Origin of the sequence: Zobellia uliginosa, assembly GCF_018860745.1 — a bacterium.
In the GTDB taxonomy this organism is placed as follows: Bacteria; Bacteroidota; Bacteroidia; order Flavobacteriales; family Flavobacteriaceae; genus Zobellia; species Zobellia uliginosa_B.
Genome location: NZ_JAHKPY010000002.1, coordinates 210,626 through 235,373 on the forward strand (window position 1 = coordinate 210,626; position 24,748 = coordinate 235,373).

Annotated in this window: 27 protein-coding genes; 13 read left to right on the top strand and 14 right to left on the bottom strand. The window is 37.1% G+C overall.

Annotated features, from left to right (window positions below; all coding sequences use genetic code 11):
• Position 1: 1 nt before the first annotated feature.
• The gene (gene fucP / locus KO521_RS01620; RefSeq protein ID WP_215938161.1) at positions 2-1,324 is read left to right on the top strand and encodes an L-fucose:H+ symporter permease; all 1,323 of its coding nucleotides are present in this window, start codon (positions 2-4) and stop codon (positions 1,322-1,324) included.
• 66 nt (positions 1,325-1,390) lie between these two features.
• Positions 1,391-2,554 (top strand): alpha-hydroxy acid oxidase, encoded by a 1,164-nt coding sequence (locus KO521_RS01625; protein WP_215938162.1) that lies wholly within the window; start codon positions 1,391-1,393, stop codon positions 2,552-2,554.
• A gap of 28 nt (positions 2,555-2,582) precedes the next feature.
• Here KO521_RS01625 and KO521_RS01630 read toward each other — a convergent pair whose 3' ends face one another.
• The 9 genes from KO521_RS01630 to KO521_RS01670 all read right to left on the bottom strand — a co-directional run bounded on the left by KO521_RS01630 (position 2,583) and on the right by KO521_RS01670 (position 10,973).
• Entirely contained in the window at positions 2,583-4,010 is a 1,428-nt protein-coding gene (locus KO521_RS01630; protein ID WP_215938163.1) for a DUF1593 domain-containing protein, read from the bottom strand.
• A 55-nt stretch (positions 4,011-4,065) separates the two neighbouring features.
• On the bottom strand, positions 4,066-4,494 hold the full coding sequence (locus KO521_RS01635; RefSeq protein WP_215938164.1) for a DUF1801 domain-containing protein: 429 nt from the start codon (positions 4,492-4,494) through the stop codon (positions 4,066-4,068).
• A 141-nt stretch (positions 4,495-4,635) separates the two neighbouring features.
• On the bottom strand, positions 4,636-5,271 hold the full coding sequence (locus tag KO521_RS01640; RefSeq protein WP_215938165.1) for a hypothetical protein: 636 nt from the start codon (positions 5,269-5,271) through the stop codon (positions 4,636-4,638).
• A gap of 150 nt (positions 5,272-5,421) precedes the next feature.
• A complete protein-coding gene (locus KO521_RS01645; protein ID WP_215938166.1) occupies positions 5,422-5,853 on the bottom strand; it encodes a hypothetical protein in 432 nt (143 codons plus the stop codon).
• Positions 5,854-5,924: 71 nt separating this feature from the next.
• Positions 5,925-7,295, bottom strand: coding sequence for an MBL fold metallo-hydrolase RNA specificity domain-containing protein (locus KO521_RS01650; protein WP_215938167.1), 1,371 nt, complete (start codon positions 7,293-7,295; stop codon positions 5,925-5,927).
• Between the two features lie 4 nt (positions 7,296-7,299).
• Positions 7,300-8,139 (bottom strand): ATP cone domain-containing protein, encoded by an 840-nt coding sequence (locus KO521_RS01655; RefSeq protein WP_215938168.1) that lies wholly within the window; start codon positions 8,137-8,139, stop codon positions 7,300-7,302.
• Between the two features lie 33 nt (positions 8,140-8,172).
• A complete protein-coding gene (locus KO521_RS01660; RefSeq protein WP_215938169.1) occupies positions 8,173-9,078 on the bottom strand; it encodes a mechanosensitive ion channel family protein in 906 nt (301 codons plus the stop codon).
• Positions 9,079-9,219: 141 nt separating this feature from the next.
• Positions 9,220-10,059 (bottom strand): universal stress protein, encoded by an 840-nt coding sequence (locus tag KO521_RS01665; protein ID WP_215938170.1) that lies wholly within the window; start codon positions 10,057-10,059, stop codon positions 9,220-9,222.
• 65 nt (positions 10,060-10,124) lie between these two features.
• Positions 10,125-10,973, bottom strand: a complete 849-nt coding sequence (locus KO521_RS01670) for a universal stress protein (RefSeq protein ID WP_215938171.1) — start codon at positions 10,971-10,973, stop codon at positions 10,125-10,127.
• A 167-nt stretch (positions 10,974-11,140) separates the two neighbouring features.
• On the opposite strand from KO521_RS01670, the gene trxA reads away from it, so the two are divergent.
• The 3 genes from trxA to upp all read left to right on the top strand — a co-directional run bounded on the left by trxA (position 11,141) and on the right by upp (position 13,346).
• A complete protein-coding gene (trxA, locus tag KO521_RS01675; protein WP_215938567.1) occupies positions 11,141-11,440 on the top strand; it encodes a thioredoxin in 300 nt (99 codons plus the stop codon).
• A gap of 31 nt (positions 11,441-11,471) precedes the next feature.
• On the top strand, positions 11,472-12,470 hold the full coding sequence (locus KO521_RS01680; protein ID WP_215938172.1) for a Tll0287-like domain-containing protein: 999 nt from the start codon (positions 11,472-11,474) through the stop codon (positions 12,468-12,470).
• Positions 12,471-12,692: 222 nt separating this feature from the next.
• Positions 12,693-13,346 (top strand): uracil phosphoribosyltransferase, encoded by a 654-nt coding sequence (upp, locus tag KO521_RS01685; RefSeq protein ID WP_215938173.1) that lies wholly within the window; start codon positions 12,693-12,695, stop codon positions 13,344-13,346.
• A 40-nt stretch (positions 13,347-13,386) separates the two neighbouring features.
• Here upp and KO521_RS01690 read toward each other — a convergent pair whose 3' ends face one another.
• The gene (locus KO521_RS01690; protein WP_215938174.1) at positions 13,387-15,894 is read right to left on the bottom strand and encodes a cation-translocating P-type ATPase; all 2,508 of its coding nucleotides are present in this window, start codon (positions 15,892-15,894) and stop codon (positions 13,387-13,389) included.
• Between the two features lie 206 nt (positions 15,895-16,100).
• On the opposite strand from KO521_RS01690, the gene KO521_RS01695 reads away from it, so the two are divergent.
• The 5 genes from KO521_RS01695 to KO521_RS01715 all read left to right on the top strand — a co-directional run bounded on the left by KO521_RS01695 (position 16,101) and on the right by KO521_RS01715 (position 20,551).
• On the top strand, positions 16,101-17,183 hold the full coding sequence (locus tag KO521_RS01695) for an efflux RND transporter periplasmic adaptor subunit (protein ID WP_215938175.1): 1,083 nt from the start codon (positions 16,101-16,103) through the stop codon (positions 17,181-17,183).
• Complete coding sequence (locus KO521_RS01700; RefSeq protein ID WP_215938176.1) at positions 17,180-18,442, top strand: ABC transporter permease; 1,263 nt, start codon at positions 17,180-17,182, stop codon at positions 18,440-18,442. Before KO521_RS01695 ends, KO521_RS01700 begins: the two co-directional genes overlap by 4 nt.
• Positions 18,443-18,453: 11 nt before the next feature.
• Entirely contained in the window at positions 18,454-19,128 is a 675-nt protein-coding gene (locus KO521_RS01705) for an ABC transporter ATP-binding protein (protein WP_215938177.1), read from the top strand.
• A gap of 182 nt (positions 19,129-19,310) precedes the next feature.
• Positions 19,311-19,502 (top strand): hypothetical protein, encoded by a 192-nt coding sequence (locus KO521_RS01710; RefSeq protein ID WP_215938178.1) that lies wholly within the window; start codon positions 19,311-19,313, stop codon positions 19,500-19,502.
• A 62-nt stretch (positions 19,503-19,564) separates the two neighbouring features.
• Positions 19,565-20,551 carry a L,D-transpeptidase gene (locus tag KO521_RS01715; RefSeq protein ID WP_215938179.1) on the top strand — a complete coding sequence of 329 codons (987 nt, stop codon included), beginning with the start codon at positions 19,565-19,567 and terminating at the stop codon, positions 20,549-20,551.
• A gap of 11 nt (positions 20,552-20,562) precedes the next feature.
• Here KO521_RS01715 and KO521_RS01720 read toward each other — a convergent pair whose 3' ends face one another.
• From KO521_RS01720 to KO521_RS01735, 4 genes are all read right to left on the bottom strand, one after another.
• Complete coding sequence (locus tag KO521_RS01720) at positions 20,563-20,736, bottom strand: hypothetical protein (RefSeq protein ID WP_215938180.1); 174 nt, start codon at positions 20,734-20,736, stop codon at positions 20,563-20,565.
• A gap of 162 nt (positions 20,737-20,898) precedes the next feature.
• The gene (locus KO521_RS01725; protein ID WP_215938181.1) at positions 20,899-21,942 is read right to left on the bottom strand and encodes a zinc-binding metallopeptidase family protein; all 1,044 of its coding nucleotides are present in this window, start codon (positions 21,940-21,942) and stop codon (positions 20,899-20,901) included.
• A gap of 135 nt (positions 21,943-22,077) precedes the next feature.
• The gene (locus KO521_RS01730; RefSeq protein WP_215938182.1) at positions 22,078-22,521 is read right to left on the bottom strand and encodes a hypothetical protein; all 444 of its coding nucleotides are present in this window, start codon (positions 22,519-22,521) and stop codon (positions 22,078-22,080) included.
• Between the two features lie 10 nt (positions 22,522-22,531).
• On the bottom strand, positions 22,532-23,032 hold the full coding sequence (locus KO521_RS01735) for a hypothetical protein (RefSeq protein ID WP_215938183.1): 501 nt from the start codon (positions 23,030-23,032) through the stop codon (positions 22,532-22,534).
• 379 nt (positions 23,033-23,411) lie between these two features.
• Here KO521_RS01735 and KO521_RS01740 point away from each other — a divergent pair, with 379 nt between their 5' ends.
• The 3 genes from KO521_RS01740 to KO521_RS01750 all read left to right on the top strand — a co-directional run bounded on the left by KO521_RS01740 (position 23,412) and on the right by KO521_RS01750 (position 24,745).
• The gene (locus KO521_RS01740; RefSeq protein WP_215938184.1) at positions 23,412-23,888 is read left to right on the top strand and encodes an Hsp20/alpha crystallin family protein; all 477 of its coding nucleotides are present in this window, start codon (positions 23,412-23,414) and stop codon (positions 23,886-23,888) included.
• Positions 23,889-23,984: 96 nt separating this feature from the next.
• On the top strand, positions 23,985-24,245 hold the full coding sequence (locus KO521_RS01745; RefSeq protein ID WP_215938185.1) for a hypothetical protein: 261 nt from the start codon (positions 23,985-23,987) through the stop codon (positions 24,243-24,245).
• A gap of 11 nt (positions 24,246-24,256) precedes the next feature.
• On the top strand, positions 24,257-24,745 hold the full coding sequence (locus KO521_RS01750) for a hypothetical protein (protein ID WP_215938186.1): 489 nt from the start codon (positions 24,257-24,259) through the stop codon (positions 24,743-24,745).
• Positions 24,746-24,748: the final 3 nt, after the last annotated feature.

Genomic DNA, 24,748 nt, shown 5'->3' on the forward strand with positions numbered 1-24,748 from the left:
CATGAAAAACGACCAAAAACCAGCCGTAGTTCCTAGGGAATTACTAGTACCTTTTTTATTGATTACTTCCTTGTTTGCCCTTTGGGGGTTTGCCAATGACATTACCAACCCCATGGTGGCAGCTTTTAAACGAATTTTAGAACTGAACAATACTCAGGCATCTTGGGTGCAAGCGGCTTTCTACGGAGGCTATTTTACTATGGCTCTGCCTGCGGCTTATGTGGTGAAGAAATTTAGTTACAAAGTCGGTATTTTGGTTGGACTGGGTTTATATGCAGTTGGTGCACTTATGTTCTACCCTGCAGCAGCCATGGAGAATTACGTATTCTTTTTATTGGCATTGTACGTTTTAACTTTTGGGCTAGCATTCTTAGAAACCACTGCCAACCCCTATATTCTGGCCATGGGCGATGAAGAAACGGCGACTTTACGTTTAAATTTGGCGCAAGCTTTTAATCCACTAGGTGCGCTTTCGGGTTTATTCGTAGCTCAATTTTTTATACTAGGCGCATTGCAGTCGGATGATGTTTCGGAAGACGGTTCGTACATTTATAATACATTGTCAGAATCGGCAAAGGCAGCCGTAAAAACATCCGATTTAATGGTAATCCGGAATCCATACGTGGGCTTGGGGCTGTTCGTTATTTTTATGTTCGTTATCATTGCCATAGTAAAAATGCCAGAAGGCAAGAAGGAAAACCAAGTGGTTGGGTTAGGAGAGTCTATAAAACGAATATTTAAAAAAGAACGTTTTGTAGGGGGTATGATTACTCAGATGTTCTACGTGGGTGCACAAATTATGTGTTGGACGTACATTTACCAATATGCAGAGAACATTGGTATTAACAATACGGATGCCGTAAACTATGCCTATGCCGCACTGCTGATTTTTCTTCTGAATCGGTTTTTGTGTACATACCTGCTTAAATTCATCAATTCCGGAAAACTGTTAATGATACTCTCTATCACGGCAGTTGGCTTTTGTGCGGGAACTATTTTTATACAAGGTGAAGTAGGATTGTATTCATTGGTTATGGTTTCCTTTTGTATGTCTTTGATGTTCCCTACCATTTACGGAATTGCACTAACGGGCTTGGGCGATGATGCTAAATCGGCTTCGGCATTTTTGGTCATGGCTATTGTTGGTGGGGCATTTATGCCTATGTTACAGGGGCTAATATTAGATATTGGAGGTTCTGGTTACAGTGATGTTGTCATACTTGGTGTACCAGAAGTAAACTTCTCTTTTATACTACCTATGCTTTGCTTTTTTGTCGTGGCTTTTTACGGTCATCGGGCTTATAAAAAGTATGGTTTAGAATAAAAATTTGATTTCAAGGTTTCACGGTAATGCAAAAACTGGCATGCTGTTCAAATTATAATAATTATCATGGGAAAAAAAATAGCAAAAGGGTTTGATTCACGGTATCCTTCCGTAGATGATTTGCGATATAAGGCAATGCGAAAGATTCCGAAGTTCGCTTTTGAGTATTTGGATGGCGGTTGTAATGAAGATGTAAACCTGCATAAGAATACTTCTGAAATTAGGGATGTGGAATTGTTACCGTATTACCTCAGTAAGCATACAAATTCGGAAATGAAAACCGAACTTTTTGGCCATATTTATGATGCTCCTTTTGGCATTGCACCTGTGGGTCTGCAGGGTCTTATGTGGCCCAATGCGCCTGAAATATTGGCCAAAGCTGCTTTTAAACATAATATTCCCTTTGTATTAAGTACGGTAAGTACAAGCAGTATAGAACGTATTTCCGAAATTACAGAGGGGAATGCTTGGTTTCAATTATATCATCCTACGGAAAATAAGTTGCGTGATGATATTATAAAAAGGGCAGCGGCTGCGGAATGCCCGGTTTTAGTTATTCTGTGTGATGTACCCACATTCGGTTTTAGACCACGAGACATTAGAAACGGATTGGCGATGCCTCCAAAAATGTCTGTAAAAAATATTCTTCAGATTATGGGAAAACCAGAATGGGCATTGAAAACGCTAATTCACGGACAGCCCAATTTTGAGACTTTAAAACCCTATATGCCCAAGGGGCTGGATTTAAAACAATTGGGCAAGTTCATGGACCAAACGTTTTCGGGTCGATTGAACGAAGAAAAAATCAAGCCTATTCGCGATATGTGGCAAGGAAAATTGGTACTTAAAGGGGTAGCCAATGAAGCTGATGCGGAAAAAGCGATACGATTGGGAATAGATGGGGTAATTGTTTCCAATCATGGGGGAAGACAGTTAGATGCAGGCGAATCTACCATAAGACCTTTATCTAGAATTGCCGAAAAATATGGAGATCAACTTACGGTAATGATGGATAGCGGTATTCGCTCGGGGCCGGATGTAGCCCGTACATTAGCCAGTGGCGCCAAATTCACTTTTATGGGTCGCTCGTTTATGTACGGTGTAAGCGCTTTGGGAAATAATGGAGGAAACCATACCATTTCTTTACTAAAAACGGAACTACAACAGGTTATGGAACAAATTTGTTGCGAAAGGGTAGAGAACTTCCCAAATCATTTAATAACAAAATAGAATTCTGTTACATCAATTTTATTTCTTGTTAAGGTTTAACTGTCACAACAATCCGCTTATAGCTGCATAGTGCAGGAGTTCCTTTATCGGTCACTTTAAGTATCACATGAAAACTTGTTTCTTCTTTTACTCTTGGGGCATTTATATGAGCTAAATGTGCATTTTGTGTACCTTCAATTTCAATAGGATTTTTATAAGTGCCTGCTTCCGGATAATCAAACCAAAAAAAACTTAAGTGATCCCCATCCGGATCATAACTGTCAAAAGCATCCAAAGTGAGTTTTTCACCTGATGCAACGGTTAATTGAGCTTTGTGTTTCAAAAGGATAACCGGAGCATGATTTGCTTCGGAATAACGTTTCGTACACCAATCCATACGAGCGGCAAAGTCATTCTGAAAATCATCTCTCCAACGCCAGAGAGATACTTTATCGCCTTTGAACGCAGTGGTGTCTAATCTTACTGATCTACCATAATCATTTGCTAAATACGGACTGTATTTATCCTCGGCATTTGTCCATATTTTTCTCCTTTCAACTTCAAATGGAACACCGGAGTTTCCTTTTTTTCGACCGGAAAAGAAAGGTTTGTAAAATTCATACCTACCGCCCCATCCACCCCAGTTAGGATGTTCTGGAAAATTCAATCCGTTTGGTATGAGGGATAAAAATGCAGGAGTATCGCCTTCAATGCCCCATGCTACATCCGGATATGATGTACCTAGCGGTCCATGGGCTTGTTGAATATTTTCTGCAATCCAAGAATTACTAATTTTTGAATTGTCTATATTTTCAATAATGGTCATCATACCATTCCACGTGGCGTTGCTATAATCGTCACCAGGGCTCACAACATAAAAAAGATCGGGAAAATTGTTTCTTATCCAAATACCACTATCATCCTGATCGGAAATGGCGTAAACGCGTAATTTAGAAATAAGCAGCTTTTGTTCATCTTCTGTTTTTGTATTCCTGATTTTAAACAAAGCTTGAGCCAATGTGTTGGAACCACCCCATACGGAAATCCATAATGGGCGTTCATCTTCTTCCTCAAGCGTATCAATAATTAATTTTGAACCTTTGGAATCTTGCCCTTCCCCAACTCCGAGCATACCATAAACGGGCAGACCCATTTCTACTACATCAGCTAGGCTTTGAGCATCGGGAAATTGGGAGTTATGAAGCTTTAAGTTTGGCTGCACTTCTGCATAAGCATTGAGTATTTTATGAATAGATTCTGGGTGAACGGAATCTTTAAGCCAACAAGAAGTAGTTGCTACAATACCCTTAATATCAATCTCATTGGAATATAGGAGTAGGCGCACTAATGATTGCGTATCATCAGGGTCTGCTTCTATATCCGTCAATATAATTGCTCTGTTTTTTTGAAAAATTTCTTGTGCAGAAAGAAAGCTGCCATTCAATAAAAGAAACAAGAAAAAAAATAATTTTTTCATAATGGTAATAGGTTAGTGTAATTGGCGATTTTAGAAAAAAGCGATTATTGTTTGCTTAAATCCCTAGGGTAGGCAGGTGTTTTACTTTGTGGTAAGTTAATGCAGCTTTAATACAATAGGTAAGCTCTTCGGCAGGAATTTTACTATCCAGTTTAAAAACTATAGCTCTCTTTCCTTCAAACTCAAAGGTATCCTTAAAGACCGTTTTAAAAGTTTCAACTAGTCTACTTGTGCATTTAAAATAGAGTGCATATTGGTTTGGAGACTTTGCTTTCCAATCCATTCTTATGGTACTTCCTATTTTAGTAAGGTAACTGGGTTCTCCCCATTTTAAGGTTTCCTCTAACTGGGAAATACTTTCAATGTTCTTGGCTGTTTCTAAAACCAAATCCCGTAATGCTAACATTTGGTTGCGCACGGAATCCGGGTACCTATTGAAAACCGCCTCTACTTCTGGATTTATCTTTAGCTTTAAATCTTCCATGGGTTCTGGAGTTAATAACGATGTTCATATAGCTGCGAAGGCTAAAAATAGCGATTACCGTCCGAATAGAAATGGATATGGAGAACTAAAACAAAAGATTTACAAGTGATAAAATGTATTTAAAAGGACTAATTTAGAACCCTATTTTTCTTTTCTAAAGATTAGGTCTTGCTCTTCCATAGCACCAACCACCAACTGTATATAGTCATCTACAGCTTTTTCAATATTCTTGGGGTCTGTTATATCTATACTGCCTCTCCAAATCATAGAACGGTCTTTACCGGCGCAGATACAATAGAGCGTAGTTTCTGCATGGTATAGGTTAAAATCGTCGTAGTAAGTGTCATCGTAATAAATATCCTGATTTTCCAGATAATCTTCATTGAACCCACCTTTGTAATTATCCAATTTGGATATGGCATCCAAAAAGCTTTCACGGTTTTCAGAACCTGTGATTTTAGTAAATAAAATGGCATCAAACCCCTTATCTAAGAGGCTTTCTTCTACGGCATCTAGTTCTTTCTCGGTTTTTCTGGAATCCGTAAATGAAACATCAAAAACATCTAGACTCTGCATGGACTCCACATTTCTTTTAGTAAATTCTTTCTGCAGTTTAGACTCAAAGCTTTCCCTTGCCTCTTGGTTTTGGGTCATGCCAACAATAAGTACTTTCTGGGCATCGAATAAAACAATATCAGGATTTTTCCAATTCTCTACCAAACTGGTTGAAGAGCAACCAAATGCAAGGAATACGCATAATACCAAGAATTTTTTCATAACCTTTTTTTCTTCAATTATTCAACTCTTAATACAGTTTTACATTGAACGAGTGGCGCATAAGAGTTAATTGCAAGATAATGGTTATAGGAGCAGTTTTTGATGATTATTGTCATTTATTGACGCATCAAAGATAAATCGAAACCGGTTTTAGGGTTTTCTTTTTTTCAATACGGTACCTGCATAATTGAATATGTCAGATTTTAAGGCACCAAATTCTTTAACGTATGTTTTTACCTTATTTTGTAAACTTGCATGAAGTTTGTAAAAATTCTCATCGCATTTACTGGCGCTGCATTCCAAAATACCCGCCAACATTTGTTGATGTTCCCGTATTTTAGCAAGGGTTTCTTTTTTGGCATTTCTAACTTTCCGTAAGCGTCTTTTGTGATTTTCTAACCATTCAAAAAGGGCAGGAGTATCCGGTTCAAATACATAAGAGTCCAATAACCTTTCTAGGAAAACAACTTCATTGTCTAAAAAACGAAGATTTGATTTCCATTGCTGAATCTCTTTGTAAAGCTCACTTTCTTTTTTTCGCCTTGTCCAGCTTAAATTTTCTATTTTAAATTTTTTCACCATTATTCCTGATATATTTCCTAAAATTAAAACCTACGGAGACCTTAGACAATGACCTGTGTCAGGTAGATGAATTATAACAAAATTTCTTTGGTCTCGTTTAGTTTTGGAATATGTACCCGCCAATTGTAAATGTCTTTAATCTTAACACGGAAAGCATCTAGGGAAGAAGGTTCACCATGAATAAGAAATACTTCTTCGGGTACGTTTTTTATATCTTTCATCCAATGAAGGAGTTCTTTTTGATCCGCATGACCGGATAAACTTTCTAGGTGATGTATTTTTGATTTTATGGGATAATATTTTCCAAATAGCTTTAGCTCATATGCACCATCTAGAAGCTGTTTTCCCCTTGTGCCTTCTGCTTGGTGCCCTACCATAAGTATGGTGGTAGTAGAACGCCCCATGAACTGTTTTAGATAGGTAAGTACTCTTCCACCTGTAACCATGCCGCTGCCCGCTATGACAATTTTTGGTCTGGGGTCGTCAATTGTTTTCCAAGTATCCGCATACGAACTTATAATATTAAAATGTGTGCACATAGCTTGGTATTCCTTACTGGATAGTTTGTGCCATTCTGGAAAACGTTCAAAAACGTTTAAAACGTTATTGCCCATAGGACTATCGATAAAAATTGGAATATTGGGTATTCTATTCTTTTTGAAGAGCTGCCATAATAGGTACATGAGCGACTGTAAACGCTCTACAGCAAAGGAGGGAATAATTAGATTTCCTCTCTGGTTAAGGGTTTCTTTTACTAGCCTGACTAAAATTTCTTCTACATCTTCTTCAGGATGTAATTTGTTTCCATAGGTACTTTCAACAAAAAGATAATCTGCCCATTTAGGGTGCTCTGGGGGCACTAACAACGGGTCATGTTCACGACCTACATCCCCTGAGAAAACAAATAGCTTACCAAAAATTTCTAATTCAATGAATGTGGCACCAATAATATGGCCGTTATATCTAAACTTAAATCGTATGTTTTCAGAAAGTTTGATCCACTTGTCTTTTTCTTCTGCGGAAAATAAACTTATAGCCCGCTCTGCTTCTGTAATCGTATAAAATGGTTTGGCGGGAGTGTGTTTGCTATAGCCTTCCTTATTGGCTCGCTCTGCTTCTTCTTCGTGAATTTTTGCGCTATCTAAAAGTATAATCTGGGTTATGGCCAAAGTTGGGGGCGTACCTATAATTTTTCCGTGAAATCCCTCCATTACCAATCGCGGAAGATATCCTGTATGGTCTAAATGTCCGTGCGTTAACAGTACCACATCAATTTTTGAGGAATCTATTGGTAATGGTTCCCAGTTCAATTTTCGTAATTCTTTCAATCCTTGGTACATACCACAATCTACCATGAGATTGAGTTCTGGTGTTTCTAAATAAAATTTAGATCCCGTTACCGTACCCGATGCGCCTAAAAAGTGAATCTTTACTTTGTTCATAGTTCTAAGGATTACAGAGTTGTTCTATTTCGCTAAGTATTTTTACCTTACGCGTGTTGGATACGCCCAAATGGTCCAATAAAAATTTCTCTTTCCAGAGCTGCCGGCAGAGCACTACATCCCTGTTGAGTAAGAATTTTTTTTCGCGATTGGTTAGAATGGTGGAAACCGTAATGGGATAAAGCCCCAGTCTATCTATGCGGTCTTTAATACCATCATTTAATGGATAATCCCAACTTAAAAGATATAAACTGGCACATTTACCGTATTTCAAGGCATCTGAGGTGAAACGTGTATTGGTTACCACCCAACCGTCACTTAGCGATTTGGTTTCACTTTTCTTGCTTTCCCAATGTGCTTTAACATCATTGTAACGGGAGTGTATATAGAGCGGTATTTTTACATTACAATTGCGTCCTTCCTCGCTATGAAACTTACATTCGATAATGGTAACAAGGTTGTTTTTTTCGGCTATCACATCAATTTCATGTGTAACACAATTCCCGTTCAATATAACATCTACTTGGGTTTCAAAGCCGGAGTAGGTCAATAATGCTCCTATAAAACGTTCAAAAGGAAAGCCTGTTGGACCCAACTCATAAATGGCTTTTTTCAATTTGTATTTAGATGCAAAGACCGATTTCTTTTTTTTCAACAAAGCAAACGCCCTGTTGTAAATTTCATTGGTAGATATGCCTTCATAAAGTTCATCGCGTACTTGATCGACAATATGCTCAACCAACTCATGATTTGCCCCAGTATGTTTTAGGGAGTTGCGAAGCTTATCCATAGAAAAATGGGCTTTTACACCTGATGATTTTATTATATCGATTTCCTTTTTCATAAGTTGAGTTATTAAAGGGGGATGAAATCTATTTTACACTGAGCTCTTTACCTGAACATTTACGTCTGGAATTTTTAGTAATTGTAGCGTAGTAGAGGCTAACACAACTTTGCCGTTAGAGGCGAATATTGATTGTTGAATACGCTCAAAAAGTTGATTCTTTGTAATGCGTCGTCGTTTATAATCCGTTATATACCTTAGGTTAATTTCAATCCAATTATCGGTAATTTTTAGTGCTACGGTTGGTTCTAGAGTAGCGTCTTCAATATAATAATGGGCGACCATTTCTTTCCATTTTGTCAATGAGTTTTTGGTGTATTCAGAAAGTAGATCTGTGGCATCATCCAATATAATTTTTTTCGCTAATGCAATATTAGACTCATAGGTAATCATAATATTTAGCTCATCCCATAGAAAGGGAAAATCCATGGAGTAGTTTTTAATGGGACCTTTAAAAACAAAAGAATTACTGATTTTTACAATTCGCCCAGAATAGTTATCGCTACTTACCCATTCTCCCAATTCCATAAGGGTCGTGTAAATACTATCAATATCAATTACATCGCCTTTTATACCGTTAATCTCAATTCTATCACCAGGTTTATATACACGGACAAAAAAGATGTAAAATGAGCCTGTTATACTTAAAATGAGCTCTTGTAACGTAAAGGTAATTCCTGCGGTAAATAGGCCAATAATGATTGTATAGTCCGCTATACTTTTTACGGTAAAAGAAATCAATATTAAAAAGAAAATCAAAAAGTAACCTACCAGCTCAACACCCTTTTGGGCCTTGTACCTAATGGTTACATCACTAATACGTTTTTTAAGCAGCTTCCTTAGAAAGCCAATGGAGAAAACAATAAAGATAATCCATAACAAAAGTTTTAAAACCTTTGCGGCTAGTGGGTCCTTTAGAAAATTGAGTAGTGCGTCCATGAATGTTTTTTATAAAACTTATACGGAGATATTGAGAAGCTTTTTATTATAGAAAGACCACGGTTGAGATATTAAAAAAATAGTGGTTCTGTAAGTATTCTTCTTTACCCAAGTTCCAATTTAATTCATTGTTAGGTTCTTTTAATGCAATGCCAAAATAGGAACGGTAGCATCATAACCTATTTCTTTTACTAAGGGTCTGGAAAAAATACTTTCAAAGAAAAAGTGTCTATGGTTAATAAAAGCAATCATATCACTATCTCTACTTTCCACAAAAGAAGTTATTCCATCTGCTACATCTTTTTCGGTCAGGGTATGAAAACTGTGGGCAACTTCATCTAAAATATCTCTTAGTAATTGTTTGTTTTCTTCTTGCTCAGGTTTTAGAAATGGTTTTTTTGAAATATGAAGTACCCTAATGGTTGCTTCATGCATTTTTGCAATTTCAATGAGGTATCTTAACTCCCTTCTTTTAAAGACCGATTTAAAATCTGTTGGGAAAACAATTTCTTTTGGAGAAGTGAAACGTACCTCCTTAGGCACCGCTAAAACAGGACATTCAGAGACAATTTCCATAGTTTTTACCGTATTGCTACCAAAAATAACGCCTTTTGCACCAGAAGCACCCTTGGTTCCCATTACCACTAAATCAATATCCTTATTAGTGATTGTCTGTTTTAATGCAGCAGATAAAAAGGTGTAAGTAGGTATGGTGTGATAGATATGTTTTGGGTTGTCATGATGTAGCGCAAGCATATCTAATAATTTTACGAAATTTTCTTCTGATTTGGCTTTTGCAACCTCAAACTCCGCGCTGCCCGGTTCGGGTATAATGAGCGTATCAGTAGTGTAGTTTTCTAGCTTAAAAACATTCAAAAAATAAAATTCGCAATTTAGTTTTGCGTACAGGTCAAGTGCATATCGCACTGCATTGAGCGCATTCTTGGAAAAATCTGTGGGCACCAATATTCTTTTGTACATGATATTACTACTTAAGTTGTTTTCGTAAAATTAAATCGTATGTACGTTATTCCCTATGATTATAATCAGCCTTTAAAAGGTAATATTAGAAAAGGAATACTAGAGTACATGCTTACATTTTTTACCACTGGTTCGTTCATAATGCGCTCAAAAAAATTGTGTTTGTAATGTACCATGGCAAACAGGTCTATGGCTGAGTTATTCAAAAAATCATCTATAACCGTTGCTTTATCTGCAAAGGCCTGTTCCCAGTGAAAACTATGAGGTGTGTTTTTAAGGCAAAGCTCCAGCATTTCTCTGTGAGATTCTTGTTCTTTACTCAAATCTTCCTCTTCGTTAATATGCATGACCTTAACTTTGGCGCCCAGTAGATTAGCAAGAAACAAAAGTGGTGCAGTGGTTTTTTTTGTGCATCCCTTCTTATAATCCGTTACAAAAGCAATGTCTTTTGGTTTCTGAAATTCAAGCTGCTTAGGAATGGTCAGAACAGGGCATTGGGTTATGGTATTTGCCACTCGTATGGTATTACTTCCGAAGAAAATTTCTTTTGCTCCCGTATAGCCTTTACTGCCCATAACTACTAAATCAATCTCAAAGGCGTTGAGCATCTGGTGTATGGTTTTTACCAAATTACCCTTCTTTGAAATGGTCTCGAACTTGTGTAGGGAATTCTCATTATCCAATATAATTCTATGTTCCAGAGACTTCATTTTTTCATTGGATGTGGTAGCTAGTTCATCAAGAAGTTTTTTACCTACTAAGAACTCGTTAGCCCCATCAACAGGACTAAGGTTGTCATAGACATTTAGTAGATAAAAGGTGCATTTAGTTGATACTAATAAGCGGGTAGCATAAAATAAAGCACAATATGCATTGTTGGAAAAGTCCGTAGCAACCAATATATTTTTCATCATTGTTATTTTTATAGTTGACCAGTTCCTGTAAATATTGATATTACATGAACGCCTATGTAATTTTAGATTCTTACATAAAACTAATTGAGAATAATATAAAAAACCATGACATTCGTCAGTTTTGGCAACGTCAATTTTTAGTACTTTTAAAAATCAAATTAATAGAAATGAAAAGTAGTTTTAGCGAGATTATAAAATCTGACACACCGGTGCTTGTAGATTTTTTTGCAGATTGGTGTGGTCCTTGTAAAATGTTGGCACCTATTTTAAAACAGGTTAAAGATGAGTTGGGGGAAGGTGTTAAGATTGTAAAAATTGATGTAGATAAGAACCAGCCGCTAGCGGGCACGTATAATGTGCGTGGTGTACCCACAATGATTTTGTTTAAGAACGGAAAGCAAGTTTGGAGACAATCGGGTGTTTTACAAAAAAATGATATCGTACAAATTGTAAAGTCGAATTCTTAATTCGATTCAATCGTATCCAATCCTACCAAAAATGAAAAAATACTCTATCTTTTTACTGATTGTCATTTTCTTTTCTAGTTGCAAAGAAAATCAGAAGGCTAAAATTGAATCTGCCCAAAATATTGAAGTAATTCAAAATACTGAAACCCAAGAACCGCACCCTGGAAAAGTAATTATGGAGCGGGAATGTTATTTGTGCCATAATCCTAAGGCCAAAATGGCTGATAGGTTTGCGCCACCTATGGAGGCAATTAAAAGGCATTATATAGACTCTACTGTTTCTCAGCAGGAATTTACGGAGGCTTTGATAAAGTGGATAAACGACCCGGAAACAGAAACCAAGATACCTGCAGCACACAAAGAGTTTGGGCCTATGCCATATTTGCCCAATCGTGAGGATGCTTTAATCAAGATCGCAGATTACATCTACAACAATGAATTGGAACGTCCAGAAGGTTTTGAGGAATATTTTAAATCTTCGTATAAGGAAGGGACTGGTTTGGAAGACTGTAACTGTTATGGAAGCCCAGGACCGGAAAAAGTGTATGGAACCATAGGCATGGCCTATGCGAAAGAGGCTAAGAAAGCACTAGGTAAAAGTCTTACAAAAGCTATTCAGGAAAAAGGAACTGTTGGGGCTATTGGATTTTGCAATCTTGAAGCTATGCAAATTACGGATAGCGTTTCTTTGATGAAAAATGCTGTCATTAAAAGAGTTTCAGATAAATTAAGAAATCCTAAAAATAAAGCCACACCCAAGGAATTGGAGTATATAGACTGGTTTAAAGAAGTTGTAGCATCTGGTGATGAAATTGAACCTGTTGTTGAAACCAAAGACGGCGAAGTGTCTTTTTATTACCCAATTACAACCAACGCACTTTGTTTACAATGTCATGGCACACCAAATAAACAAGTATTGCCAGAAACCATGGCGGCCTTGAACAAACTATACCCCAATGATATGGCAGTTGGCTATGATGTAAATCAAGTGCGAGGTATGTGGAGTATTGAATTTTACAGTGATAAATAATTGTATTGGTAGCAATTGTATAATACAGATAATTAGTAAATAGGTAGTTCTTCAGAATCTGTTTTTAGATTATTGAAAAAAGGGTTTTGTAATCTACAAGACCCTTTTTTTATTGTTATATTTTTCTCGGTTTACGATTTAGATGTACCTTTTGAGCATATTTAAAAAGTAACATATTCTTGTTATAAAATATAACCATAATTCAAATCAGATATTCATTCTATGACAGTCCATAACCTTGGCGAAAGCAATTCGCTCATGAACAAATTTATCGCTGAAATTAGAGATGTAAACATCCAAAAAGATGCGATGCGCTTCAGACGGAATGTTGAGCGTATTGGGGAAGTACTGGGTTATGAAATGAGTAAATCGTTTCAGTATGAAAGTAGTAAGGTAACCACTCCTCTAGGTACTAAAGAAATGTCTCTACCAACGGATAAAATAGTGTTGTGTTCCATTTTACGTGCTGGATTGCCATTACACCAAGGACTGTTAAATTATTTTGATGAGGCGGAAAATGCCTTTATATCTGCTTATAGGCATCACAAGGGAGACGAGGATGCCTTTGAAGTTATCGTAAATTATTTTGCTGCACCTTCTTTGGACGGTAAAATTCTAGTACTTACAGACCCAATGTTGGCTACCGGACGCACTTTGGAAAATGTACTAAAATCGCTTAAAAAACATGGTACGCCTTCTCAAATTCATATTGTTTCCGTTATAGGGGCACAGGCTGGTATTGAGTACGTGCAAAATGTATTTCCTGAAAACACCCATTTATGGATTTCAGCTATAGACGCGGAATTGAATGCAAGAGGTTACATCATACCCGGAATAGGCGATGCTGGAGATTTGGCTTACGGTCAAAAGATATAAGGCGTAGTGCGGGGAACGTATTCTTTCCTAAAGACTTGATCTAATCTTGTGTGGCTTTAGCCCGTTTGCCCATTTTTACCAATTCATACCACAATACGGAAATACTTCCCGCTAGCAGACTTATTGATAATTGATTTAAGGTTAACGTTTTAAACTCAAAAAAGGCAGTTAATGGTGGCACATAGAGCAGGAGTGCGGAAAGGGCTATAGTAACTCCTATAATCAATCCTACAAGGTTGTTTTTATATTTTAAAGTGGTAAACAATGAGAAGTAAAATGAACGGTTTACCAACGTTAAAAAGATATTGGCAACAATCAATACCATAAAAACCATAGTACGTGTAGTAGCTTCATTAAAACCTTGTTTTACAGCATATTGATATATTATTAACGACCCCAAAGTTATGGCCAAGCCTTGTATGATGCTGGTCCATAGCTCATTAAATTTAAAGAATGTGGTGGTGAACGGCCTTGGTTTTTTAAGCATGGTGTTCTTCTCCATGGGTTCGTTTTCGTAAATAATGGAGCAAGTGGGACCCATAATCAATTCCAGTATTATTACATGCGATGGTGAAAATATGGACGGATATATCCACCGCAAGGCCAAAGGAATAAATACCGTTAGTATTATAGGAATATGGATAGAGATAATATACTGAATCGCTTTTTTAAGGTTTGTATAAATCTTTCTTCCCATGGCAATGGCATCCACCATTTTAGATAAATCGTCATCTACCAAAATCAATGAGGCGGCCTGTTTGGCAATTTCAGTTCCCTTTTTGCCCATAGCAATACCAATATGAGCGGCTTTTAATGCAGGACCGTCATTAACGCCATCACCCGTCATGGCCACTACTTCATTATTTGCTTTTAAAGCATTTATTATTCTAAGTTTAGCTTCGGGAAACATGCGACTAAAAACTTGGATGTCTTTGACTTTAAGTTGTAACTCGGTATCGGATAATTGCATTAATTCATCACCGGACATGCATTTGTCATATCCAACAAAATTTATTTCTTTGGCAATGGCAACAGCTGTGGCAGCGTTATCTCCGGTTACTAGTTTTACGTTAATTCCTGCTGTATCAAAATCTCTAAGTACCTGGTTGATATTTTCCTTTGGAGGATCATAGAAAACTACAAGGCCTTTAAATTCAAAAGAAAAATCTTGCTGATGTTGGGGGAAGTCGGTTCCCTTGAAAGCGGCTTGTCCCACCCCCAGTAATCTATATCCTTGCTCGCCCAACTCATCAATCGTAGCGTAAATAGATTCCTTTTCGTCATGCGTAAGGTTAGAAAGTTCAATTAGGGCTTCCGGCGCACCTTTAGCAGCAATAATACGTTGGCCTGTTTCATTTTCGAACAAATGCGTCATCATTGGTGGTTTACCCCCCAAAGGATATTCGTGTATCATATGATAAGTTGGCCTTTCATCTATGGTGGTCTGCTTTGAATAGGCCTCATGTAGTGCAATTTCCATGGGGTCAAAAGGAATAGGCTCACTAGCCCACATGGCAACGGTAATCAGTTCTTTTTCTTCTTTCCCTAATTGACCTTTTACAGTAGAAATTTTACCGGATTTTAAGGAAAACAAACCAGCCAGACTCATTTTGTTTTGGGTAAGTGTTCCTGTTTTGTCGGTACAAATTACGGTAGCGCTACCCAAGGTTTCAACGGTTTTCATTTGCTTCACGACAACCCCTAATTTCATTAACCGCCATGCGCCTAAGGCCATAAAAGTGGTGAACGCTACCGGTATTTCTTCAGGAAGAATACTCATGGCAAGGGTCAATGCTTTTAGTAAGCTATCCAATACATTATGAGAGTTGTAATAATTAATGCCCCAAACCAGCAGAAAGGTGATACCGCCCCAAATAGCCATATACTTTACAAAATTGGCGATCTGCAATTCAAGGGGAGTCTTCTCTTCTTCAATAGTAGCTAGGCTGTTGCCGATTTTCCCTAATTGGGTATGGTTGCCAATTGCGGTTACGGTTGCTATGGCAAGACCACTGGCTACGGTAGTGCCACTAAAAATAGTATTGTCAATAGAAGAAGCATCTTTAAAAAGCGCAAGGGATTCTCCGGTTAGAATGGATTCGTTAACTGAAAAATCGTTGGAGTGAATAATAGAGCCGTCTGCGGGAACCATGGTACCCTCTTCAACGATCAGGCTATCACCGATTACGAGTTCTTCACTGGGAATTTCAATAGTTACCCCATTGCGAATAACGCGACAATTGGGTTCGGTAAGGTTCTTTAATTTCTCTAAGGCTTTCCTACTTCTAGAATCTTGGTATAGGGATATGGAACCCACAAGAAGTATGGCAACGACCATAAAAATTCCATCGCCATGATTTCCGGTAATAAAATAGATAGAAGAGGCAACAAGTAACAAAAGAATCATAGGTTCTTTCACGATGCTTTTGAGCGCATCTAGAAATCCATTTTTTTCTTTATAGGTAAATGAATTGGCTCCATGGGTCTTTCTAGACTTTAAAACTTCCTCATCCGTTAGTCCTTTAATACCAAAATTTTCGACGGCCATGACAAATTCTTTTTATAAAAATAAGTGGAATTATAGCTGTATTTAATTGATGAATATTGATTTATAGCTCAATAGAAAAGAGCTATCGCTGCTAAAACCGTAATTCAAATTACAAATTATCGTATTAGAATGACCTTTTACATGATTTATCTCATGTTCTAAGAATGGAATTTCAACTTAATTTGAATAGTGGCAAATTCTATAGTATGCGTTATCTATTCATTTTGGTTTTGGTGTTGGTATTGCAGTCCTGTGGTGAAAAAAAGGAGAAAATTTTCCCGAGGAAAACAGAGCTGACCGAATCTGTCTATGCTTCAGCAACCATTCAGCCAGATAGTTTGTATCAGGTGTATTCCGCAGTAGGCGGAATTTTAGACCGTAACTTGGTGGAAGAGGGCGATGTGGTAAAAAAAGGAACCCCCTTATTACAGATAATCAATAACACGCCTAAACTGAATACGGAAAATGCTAAACTCTCATTACAATTGGCACGAGAGAATTATAAAGGAAGCGCTGCAGTGCTAGATGGTATCAAAGATGAGATACGGGCCGCAGAGCTCACCTACTATAATGACTCCATCAATTACTTCAGGCAAAAACGGTTGTGGGAGCAGAAGATAGGCTCAAAATCAGATTTTGATACACGCAAATTAACGTATGAGCTTTCTCGTAATAATTTAAAATTGTTGCAAAGCAAATATAGGAGAACGAAGAATGAACTGCAGACTCAGGTAAATCAGGCACAGAACAATTATGAGCAAGCAAAAATCAATACCGAAGACTTTACCGTCACAAGTAAAATCAATGGTAAGGTTTATGAGCTTATGAAAGAATCGGGTGAAATTGTAAACATTACGGAGCCTGTTGCTGCGGTAGGTAGCGATGCGGTTTTTATCATTAAAATGCTTGTAGATGAGGTTGATATCGTAAAACTAAGTTTAGGCCAAAAAACTTTGGTAACCTTAGATGCCTATGAAAATCAGGTTTTTGATGCTACGGTTACCAAAATATATCCGCGAAAAGATGAACGGTCTCAAACCTTTACGGTAGAAGCTAGTTTTGATAAACCTCCAAAAAAATTGTACCCTGGTCTTGCAGGTGAAGGCAACATTATTATCGCTAAGAAGAAGGGGGTTTTGACCATACCTAAAGATTATCTGATGGAGGGTAACAAAGTGCAAACTGAAAATGGCCCTGTAGGCGTTTCCGTAGGGTTGCAGAATTTGGAGTATGTTGAAATTATGGAAGGCATCAGCGAAAGTACAGCGCTTATTAAACCTGAGCAATGATAAATTGGAGTGTTATATTGAATATTGCCAAGACACATTTGGTAACAAAAATGAAGTCGACAGCTACGGCAGCTCTTGGCGTTACTTTTGGTATCGGCGCATATATTACAATGATTAGCTTTATGACAGGTTTAAATGATATGCTAGATGGGCTGGTATTGAACCAAACCCCTCACATACATCTATACAATGAAATTGAGCCAAGTGAAACCCAACCAATATCCTTGTACGATGAATTTGAAAATTCTATGAACGTAGTGCATTCCATTAGACCTAGACAAATTCAGAAAAAGATTCACAATGCATTGCCCATTCTCAACTATTTAAAACAAGATAAAGACGTAAAGGGGGCGACACCTCAGTTACAGGCTCAAATCTTCTATTTGTCGGGTTCAATTGAACTAAGTGGCGCTTTGATCGGTATTAATGTTATGGAGGAAACCCGACTTTCTAGCATGGGCGATTATATCGTAAACGGAACGCCAGAAGCCCTTAAGAATACGGATAACGGAATCTTATTGGGTTCTGGTCTTGCTGAAAAAATGTCTTTGTCAGTTGGGGATAGGGTACAAATTAGTACCGTAGGGGGAGCTATTTTTCCTCTTAAGATCGTGGGCTTTTATCAAAGCGGGGTTGCAACTGTAGATAACAGTCAGAGTTTTGCCAATCTCAAGACCGTACAACGTATTATGGGTGAGGCACAAAATTATATTACCGATATTAATATTAGATTAAACGATATTTCTTTGGCTCCGACATTGGCCAAACGGTTACAAAAGCAATTTATGGTAAAAGCAACGGATATCAATGAGGCCAATGCACAGTTTGAGACCGGTTCTAATATTAGAAATCTTATAACCTATGCGGTGTCCATAACGCTGTTGATTGTAGCAGGTTTTGGTATTTACAATATACTCAACATGCTTATTTATGAAAAAATGAAGGATATCGCCATTTTAAAAGCTATTGGGTTCTCTGGTCTAGATGTACAGCTTATTTTTATGAGTCAAGCTATGATTATTGGGCTTGTCGGGGGCGGATTGGGTTTGATCATTGGTTACGTGCTTTCCCGAGTAATAGATAACCTGGCTTTTGAAACCTCGGCTTTACCAACAATTACAACATACCCTGTTAGTTATAATTTAGGTTACTACGTTGTGGGCCTTGTTTTCGCGTTACTTTCTACTTTCGTGGCCGGTTGGTTACCTTCTGCAAAAGCAAGACGCATTGATCCGGTAATTATAATTCGTGGAACTTAAAGCGTGATAAAATGGAGTATGTTCTAGAAACGAAAGATATAAATAAGCACTTTTATAAGCCAAAAGACTTTCATGTACTCAAGGATATTTCTTTTGCGGTAAGAGTAGGGGAGTTTGCATCTATCATGGGAAAATCAGGTTCAGGAAAGTCTACTTTGCTCTATATTCTCTCCACAATGGATACGGAGTATACGGGAGAATTGTATCTCAACCATGAGCTGGTTACCGGAAGGCACCACAATGAACTATCGCGAATGCGAAATAAACATATTGGTTTTGTATTTCAGTTTCACTATTTGTTATCTGAATTTACGGTATTGGAGAATGTAATGCTTCCCGCAAAAAAACTAAACGAGAAATCGCATACAGCTATTGAGCGAGATGCCATGCAGAAGCTCGAAATGCTAAAAATCGATTATTTGGCTCATCAAAGGGCGTCACGTATATCGGGTGGTGAAAAGCAACGTGTGGCCATTGCTAGGGCTTTAATAAACAACCCCGTAATTCTTATGGGAGATGAACCAACTGGAAATTTGGATAGCCATAATGCGGACAATGTATTTCATATTTTTAAAAAATTGAAGGAAGAAGAAGGTCTTTCACTTTTGATCGTAACCCATGATGAAGACTTTGCAAAACGAACGGATCGTATTATTCAAATGGAAGACGGACGAATCATTTCTTAAAACCTCGGAACAATATTACTGACAAAAATCATGGTATAGGTAGTCCATAGTTTTTACTTTTGATTATGTCCAAAAACTAGGGTCATAGTAAAAAAACTAAAGATTTCTCCGGGAAACACATTGGCTTTGGAAGTTATAGGCGAATGTGCGGAAACCGATAAAAAGCTAATCAAAAGTTTTTTATGGCAAAGGTTCAAAAAGGATATAGTCCTCTAAACGTCTTAGTAAACTTAGATGCGCTAAAAGTCAGTAAAAATAAGAGTAAGGAGTTTATACAAGTAATTTATTCAAGTCTCCAAAGAGGGTATCGAAAACGTTATTTTGATATGTCTCAGTTAGATGAAGCGTTTGATTTTGTAGCACCCAATACCTAATACATTGGCTATATTAGGCGGAATATAGGTGTTGTATATGTAGCCCAAATAATATGTCCCCTATGGTGAAAAACCAAAAAGAACCAAAGTCCTTTCAATTTTTAAATGTATCACGTATTCTTTTCGTCATACTACTGTTCTTTTGCGTAGAAGCTTGCAAAAAAGCTACGAAAAAAGTAAAAGAACATGATGCTATACCGGCTGAAACGTTGGGTGATACCATAGCTACTCCTATTAAAAAACCGAAAACATATGAGGATATAAAAGTTAAAAGGAATGTAAGGATAGCGGAGTATTTCCAGTATTTGGATTCTTTAGTGGTACGCTATGACTCTATAGTGCCATATCCGCTTTCTGAACATCTTTTGGTGCGGAATAATCCTTGGGTTATAGATACATTAGCGAATACCGATTACTACCGTATGATGGAGCGGGACTCTTTTGTATATGACCAAAGACAAATGATAGCACTACCCAAAGGAAGTGTGCTACATCTTCCGGATTCTACCAGCGCTTGTCGCATTTTAGATGATTTTGCAAATACGGAAATAGAAGTGAATATACCTGAGTTTAAACTACGTATTTATCAAGATTCTATTTTAAAACGAACCTTTATAGTGCGTGTAGGGCAGGACAAACAACGGTATTTGAAAATGGGGGACCGTATAACGGATTTAAGGACAAAAACAGGTGAAGGCATTATAATCAGACATGCCAAACATCCTGAATTTTATAATCCGGTAAATGGAAAACAGTTTTATACCACCCATCGTGATGATGGAAAACTTACCCAAATGCCGCAAATTCCTTGGATGGAAACCGAAATTAATGGCATTAGAAACGGACAAATGATTCACCCCACTACAAACCCCAAAAGTTTAGGGAAAGCATATTCTAACGGATGCATAGGTACTGCCGAGGGTGATGCTTGGGTAATTTATTACTACGCTCCTTTAGGTACGAAAGTAAGAATACGGTACGACCTCAATACTTATTTTGAGGGCTCTGTAATCTCAGTGCTAAAGGATGTGTATAATGTAGAGAAATAGATACGGTTGTTCTATCTCTTCCTAAACAAAGGCTCTAAGATTTTGGCTAAATAAGCAAAGCCAACAAGGGCCAAAATACCACCTCGGGTATAGCTGCCTTCTAAAAAATAAAACGTAGCGCCAATTAATCCAAAAAGCATAAAAAAATAGTTCGTATAGGTATTACCTTTTAATAGTAGTTCCATAGGGCTAGATTTAAGAATGTAGGTTATTAAGTAAGATATACTACTGTATGCTAGTAGGTTACGAGCTCATTACTAAGTTAATACATATCTTTTACATATGAAAATGAAAATGCTTTTCTAGCCTTGGTTTTTTTCATTTCCGGATGTTGTTCTATAGAAAATCTAGTTGTTAACAGTAGTATAATTTCGTAAAACTTGGTGTACAAACTCTAATTTTTGCAATACGTTTTTAGGCGTTACGAATGGGTATACATCTGGTTGACCCATGCTTCGGTTTAAGCTGTTTACGGCAATGGACAAGGGTACAATAGCTTCAAAAATATCCATAAAATTAGAATGGTTGTAAGCATTTACAACCTTGGTTTCCGTATTGCTGAGCAATCCAAAATTCAGTGCTGTATCCAGCATATCTACCATATGTAAATAGTGCGCCCAAGTTTCTGCCCAATCTTCCCAAGGGTGAGAACTGGCATATTTGCTTATATAGTTTCCTTTCCAACTATAACTGACCTCTTTTTTATAATGCTGTTCTAAAGCCTGACCATAGTCTGCACGATCATCTCCAAAAAGATTCCGGAATGCAGCTAGGTTATTAGGGTTTTCGTAAATAAGTCGGTCCCAATAGTAGTGTCCTACTTCGTGCCTAAAGTGTCCTATAAGCGTACGGTAAGGTTCTTCAAGCTCTTGCCGTACCTGCTCCCTGGAAATAGCATCTGCCTCTGCAAGGTTTATGGTAACAAGACCGTTGGCATGGCCTGTCATCGCAGATTGGTTATCTTTTAGTTTTTCATCTCCCGAAAGAAAATTGAATTCCAAATTATAACTGCCCGGAGTGGAACGGTAGAAAGGCAGTCTCCATCTTTTTAGGGCATATATAAGTCTATGTTTGGCACGTTCTAGATTTTTCCATTCCTTAACATAATCTTGTACGGAAAGGTTGGGAATGGTACGGTTTAGTTTACAAGCCTCACAAAAGGTACCAGTACTATTGGCTTCAATGAGCCAATTGCACACATGGTGTTGGTGGTTATTGCAATACATATAATTTCTTCCCTCTAAATGAAATATAGGAGAAGACTGTTGTGAGCTCGTGGCAAGCATTCGCGAGGAATAGGGCTCGTATCCCAACCATTGTTTACAGGCCACACAGGTGTGGTTTTCAAAGTACACCACATTAGAGCAATGCTGACAAGTAAAATTTTTCATTGAAAACAGATATTAGACTTGGGGACCGGCGTACTAATTATAGTATACAAAGGTCTGCAATAATGTCTTATAATGTATCTCAAAAACAGTATTAAATGCTCTTAAAAGATTGAATAATAACAATGCCCTTAGTATCTAGTCTACAAAAATCTTGTAATTACCGGTATTTTCATCTCGTTCGTACTCAGCATTTTCTATACTAAACTCCGTAGTAACTGTAGTATTACAACAGTCGCTTTTTCTTATTTCAAGGGTTGCAAATAAATTGAAAATAGATTCTGAACCAATTGTAAGATTGTAAGCAACACTTCCCGGTTCCGAGCCAGGATATAAATATATAAGGTTCACCCCATCTTCCTCTTCAAAGACAAATTCCACTTCTTTGCCCTGTTCTTCAAGATTTGTTATGCTTATATCGTTTTCACTATAGGTACCATTGGTAAGTAAATTTTCACCGGAAACCTTGTCTATTAGTTCTAAATAAAAGACAGGTGGGCTTGTGACACAAGCAATATCTCCACAATCATCACAAGATGCTATGGATACAAGGAGAACTAGGCTTAGAATTAATTTTTTCATTGAAATCCTTTTAGATTGATTTAGTAGCGCTTTGCACTATTTCATTTAGAATATTCGCAACTTTATTTTTGATGTAAATTCTATCGATTACTAGAATACTGACGATGAGAATTAAGCTTAGCGCTATATGTTCCATACTTCTATCGACCACTGAAATATAAAATCCCACGAGATAAAATACCAATCCAATACCGCTAGCTACAATAGCAAGGTGTTTGAGGTTGATACTACTTCTAATCTCAATCTTATCGTTTGGCAGCTTAATGAGCTTAATGGTCCCTTGCCGTAAGGTTCTCATTCCCTCTAATTCATTTTGTCCTGAATGGGTAGTGAACCCAACCGGATAAATAAAATCAACGCTATTGGTTTCCTTTTTTGTTTTAAAATTTAGCTTTTGAAGAACCCCGTTCGTAGCTGCAAGGAGTCTTTGGGAATCTATTTGAAAACTATTTAAAATAGTAGCCTCTTGCCGTTGTGTAAGTGTTAGTGGGAAGTTGCTTCTAGTTTTCATGTTCTGCTGAATAGGATTGAATACGAATCTGAAAATTACCTCACTAATATCGTAAAATATATTATACTACAATCATTTAAACATATGATATTTCTTACAGAGTTCTTGTCAAATGCTAAATCATAAGAATATATGTTAAGACGAACAAGTCAAACCTATCCTGATGGGGTATTGGGACTGCAAAAAAAATAGAAAATATGTCATTTTACGAAGACTTTTAAAATGACAATTATGCAGAATTATGACAAAATATCTTAGCGGGATAGACCAAATTGTCAGAAAAAGAATGTAATCCATTTTGGTATTTTTTTTGCTGAGGAAAAAGTGTAATCCAAAGGTTACAAATTTGAAATAATGTTTAATTTAAAATTTTGTTATTATGAGCACTTTAGTTAATGTTCCTAAAAACGGAAGTTTAGCCAAAACAAATTCAAATGTAAACTTCCCAACCTTGTCAACTTGGTTAGATGATGTCTTTGACATTGGTCTACCGTCTGTATTTACCTCTAATTTTAATACAGGAATTACCTTGCCAAAAGTAAACATCAAAGAAACGGCAGATGATTTCATTCTAGAAATGGCAGTTCCAGGCCTAAAGAAATCAGATTTTCAGATAGACTTGGACAATCAAGTGTTATCTATTTCTACAGAAACCACGGAGACGAATGAGCATAAGGAAGATACGTATACCCGTAGGGAATACGGGTACTCCTCTTTCAAAAGGTCCTTTACGTTGCCCGAAACCGTGAACGACGAAAAGGTTAATGCAAGTTATCAAGATGGTATTCTAAGCATTCTTTTACCAAAAAAAGAAGAGGCCAAACGCAAGCCTGCTAGGAATATTGAAATTTCGTAGCTACTTCACCAAATTTTAGAGAAAGATATTGAGGAGGATGCTGGTTTTACCAGTATCCTTCCCAATTATTTCATTCATTCTTTAAAATTATATGTTATGAAGAAAAAGTTTAAACCTGGAGATTGGGTAAAAATCAAAGGAAGCATTACCGCTCGCAAAATGCAAGTTCTTAAATACGTGCCCAAGAAAAATGCCATACTTGGCCTGGTTGATAATGATAGTTATGTAGAATGTGTTTGGTATAAGAATGGGGAAAGAAAATCTGAAGTGTTCCACCAAAATAAACTGATCAGAATAATGGATACTGGTGGTTTTTTCAAGACATTTTCTACAACCCCAAAATTAAGTTTAACATAAAATCTATAGTCATGAAAAAATATATTTTAGTAGGTATGGTTGGCTTGTTATGTTTGAGTTGTAACGGACAAAAGAACGAAATAAAAAAAGCCGATATAAAAGAAAGTGGGGAGAGTGCTGTAGTACAACCTAAAGGAACATGGAAGGTGGATAAGAAATTTGATGAAAACGGGAATTTAATACAGTATGATAGTATATATTCTTGGTCTTCCAATAGCAAAGTAGATAATCTTAGCGCCCTAGATAGGGATAGTTTAATGCAATCTTTTAAATCAAGATTCTTTACGGATTATTCAGGATTTAGAAATGAGGGCTTTGAAGATATTTTTTCTCGAGATTCACTTTTTAGCAAACATTTTTTTAACGATGATTTTTTTGGAAGTGATTTCGGAAAAGACTTCATGGATATAGACAAAACAAGAAAACGAATGATAGAAAGGCAAAAGCAGTTTTTGGAAAAATATAAATCTGAATTCGCTAATACGGAAGATGGAAATTAAAAT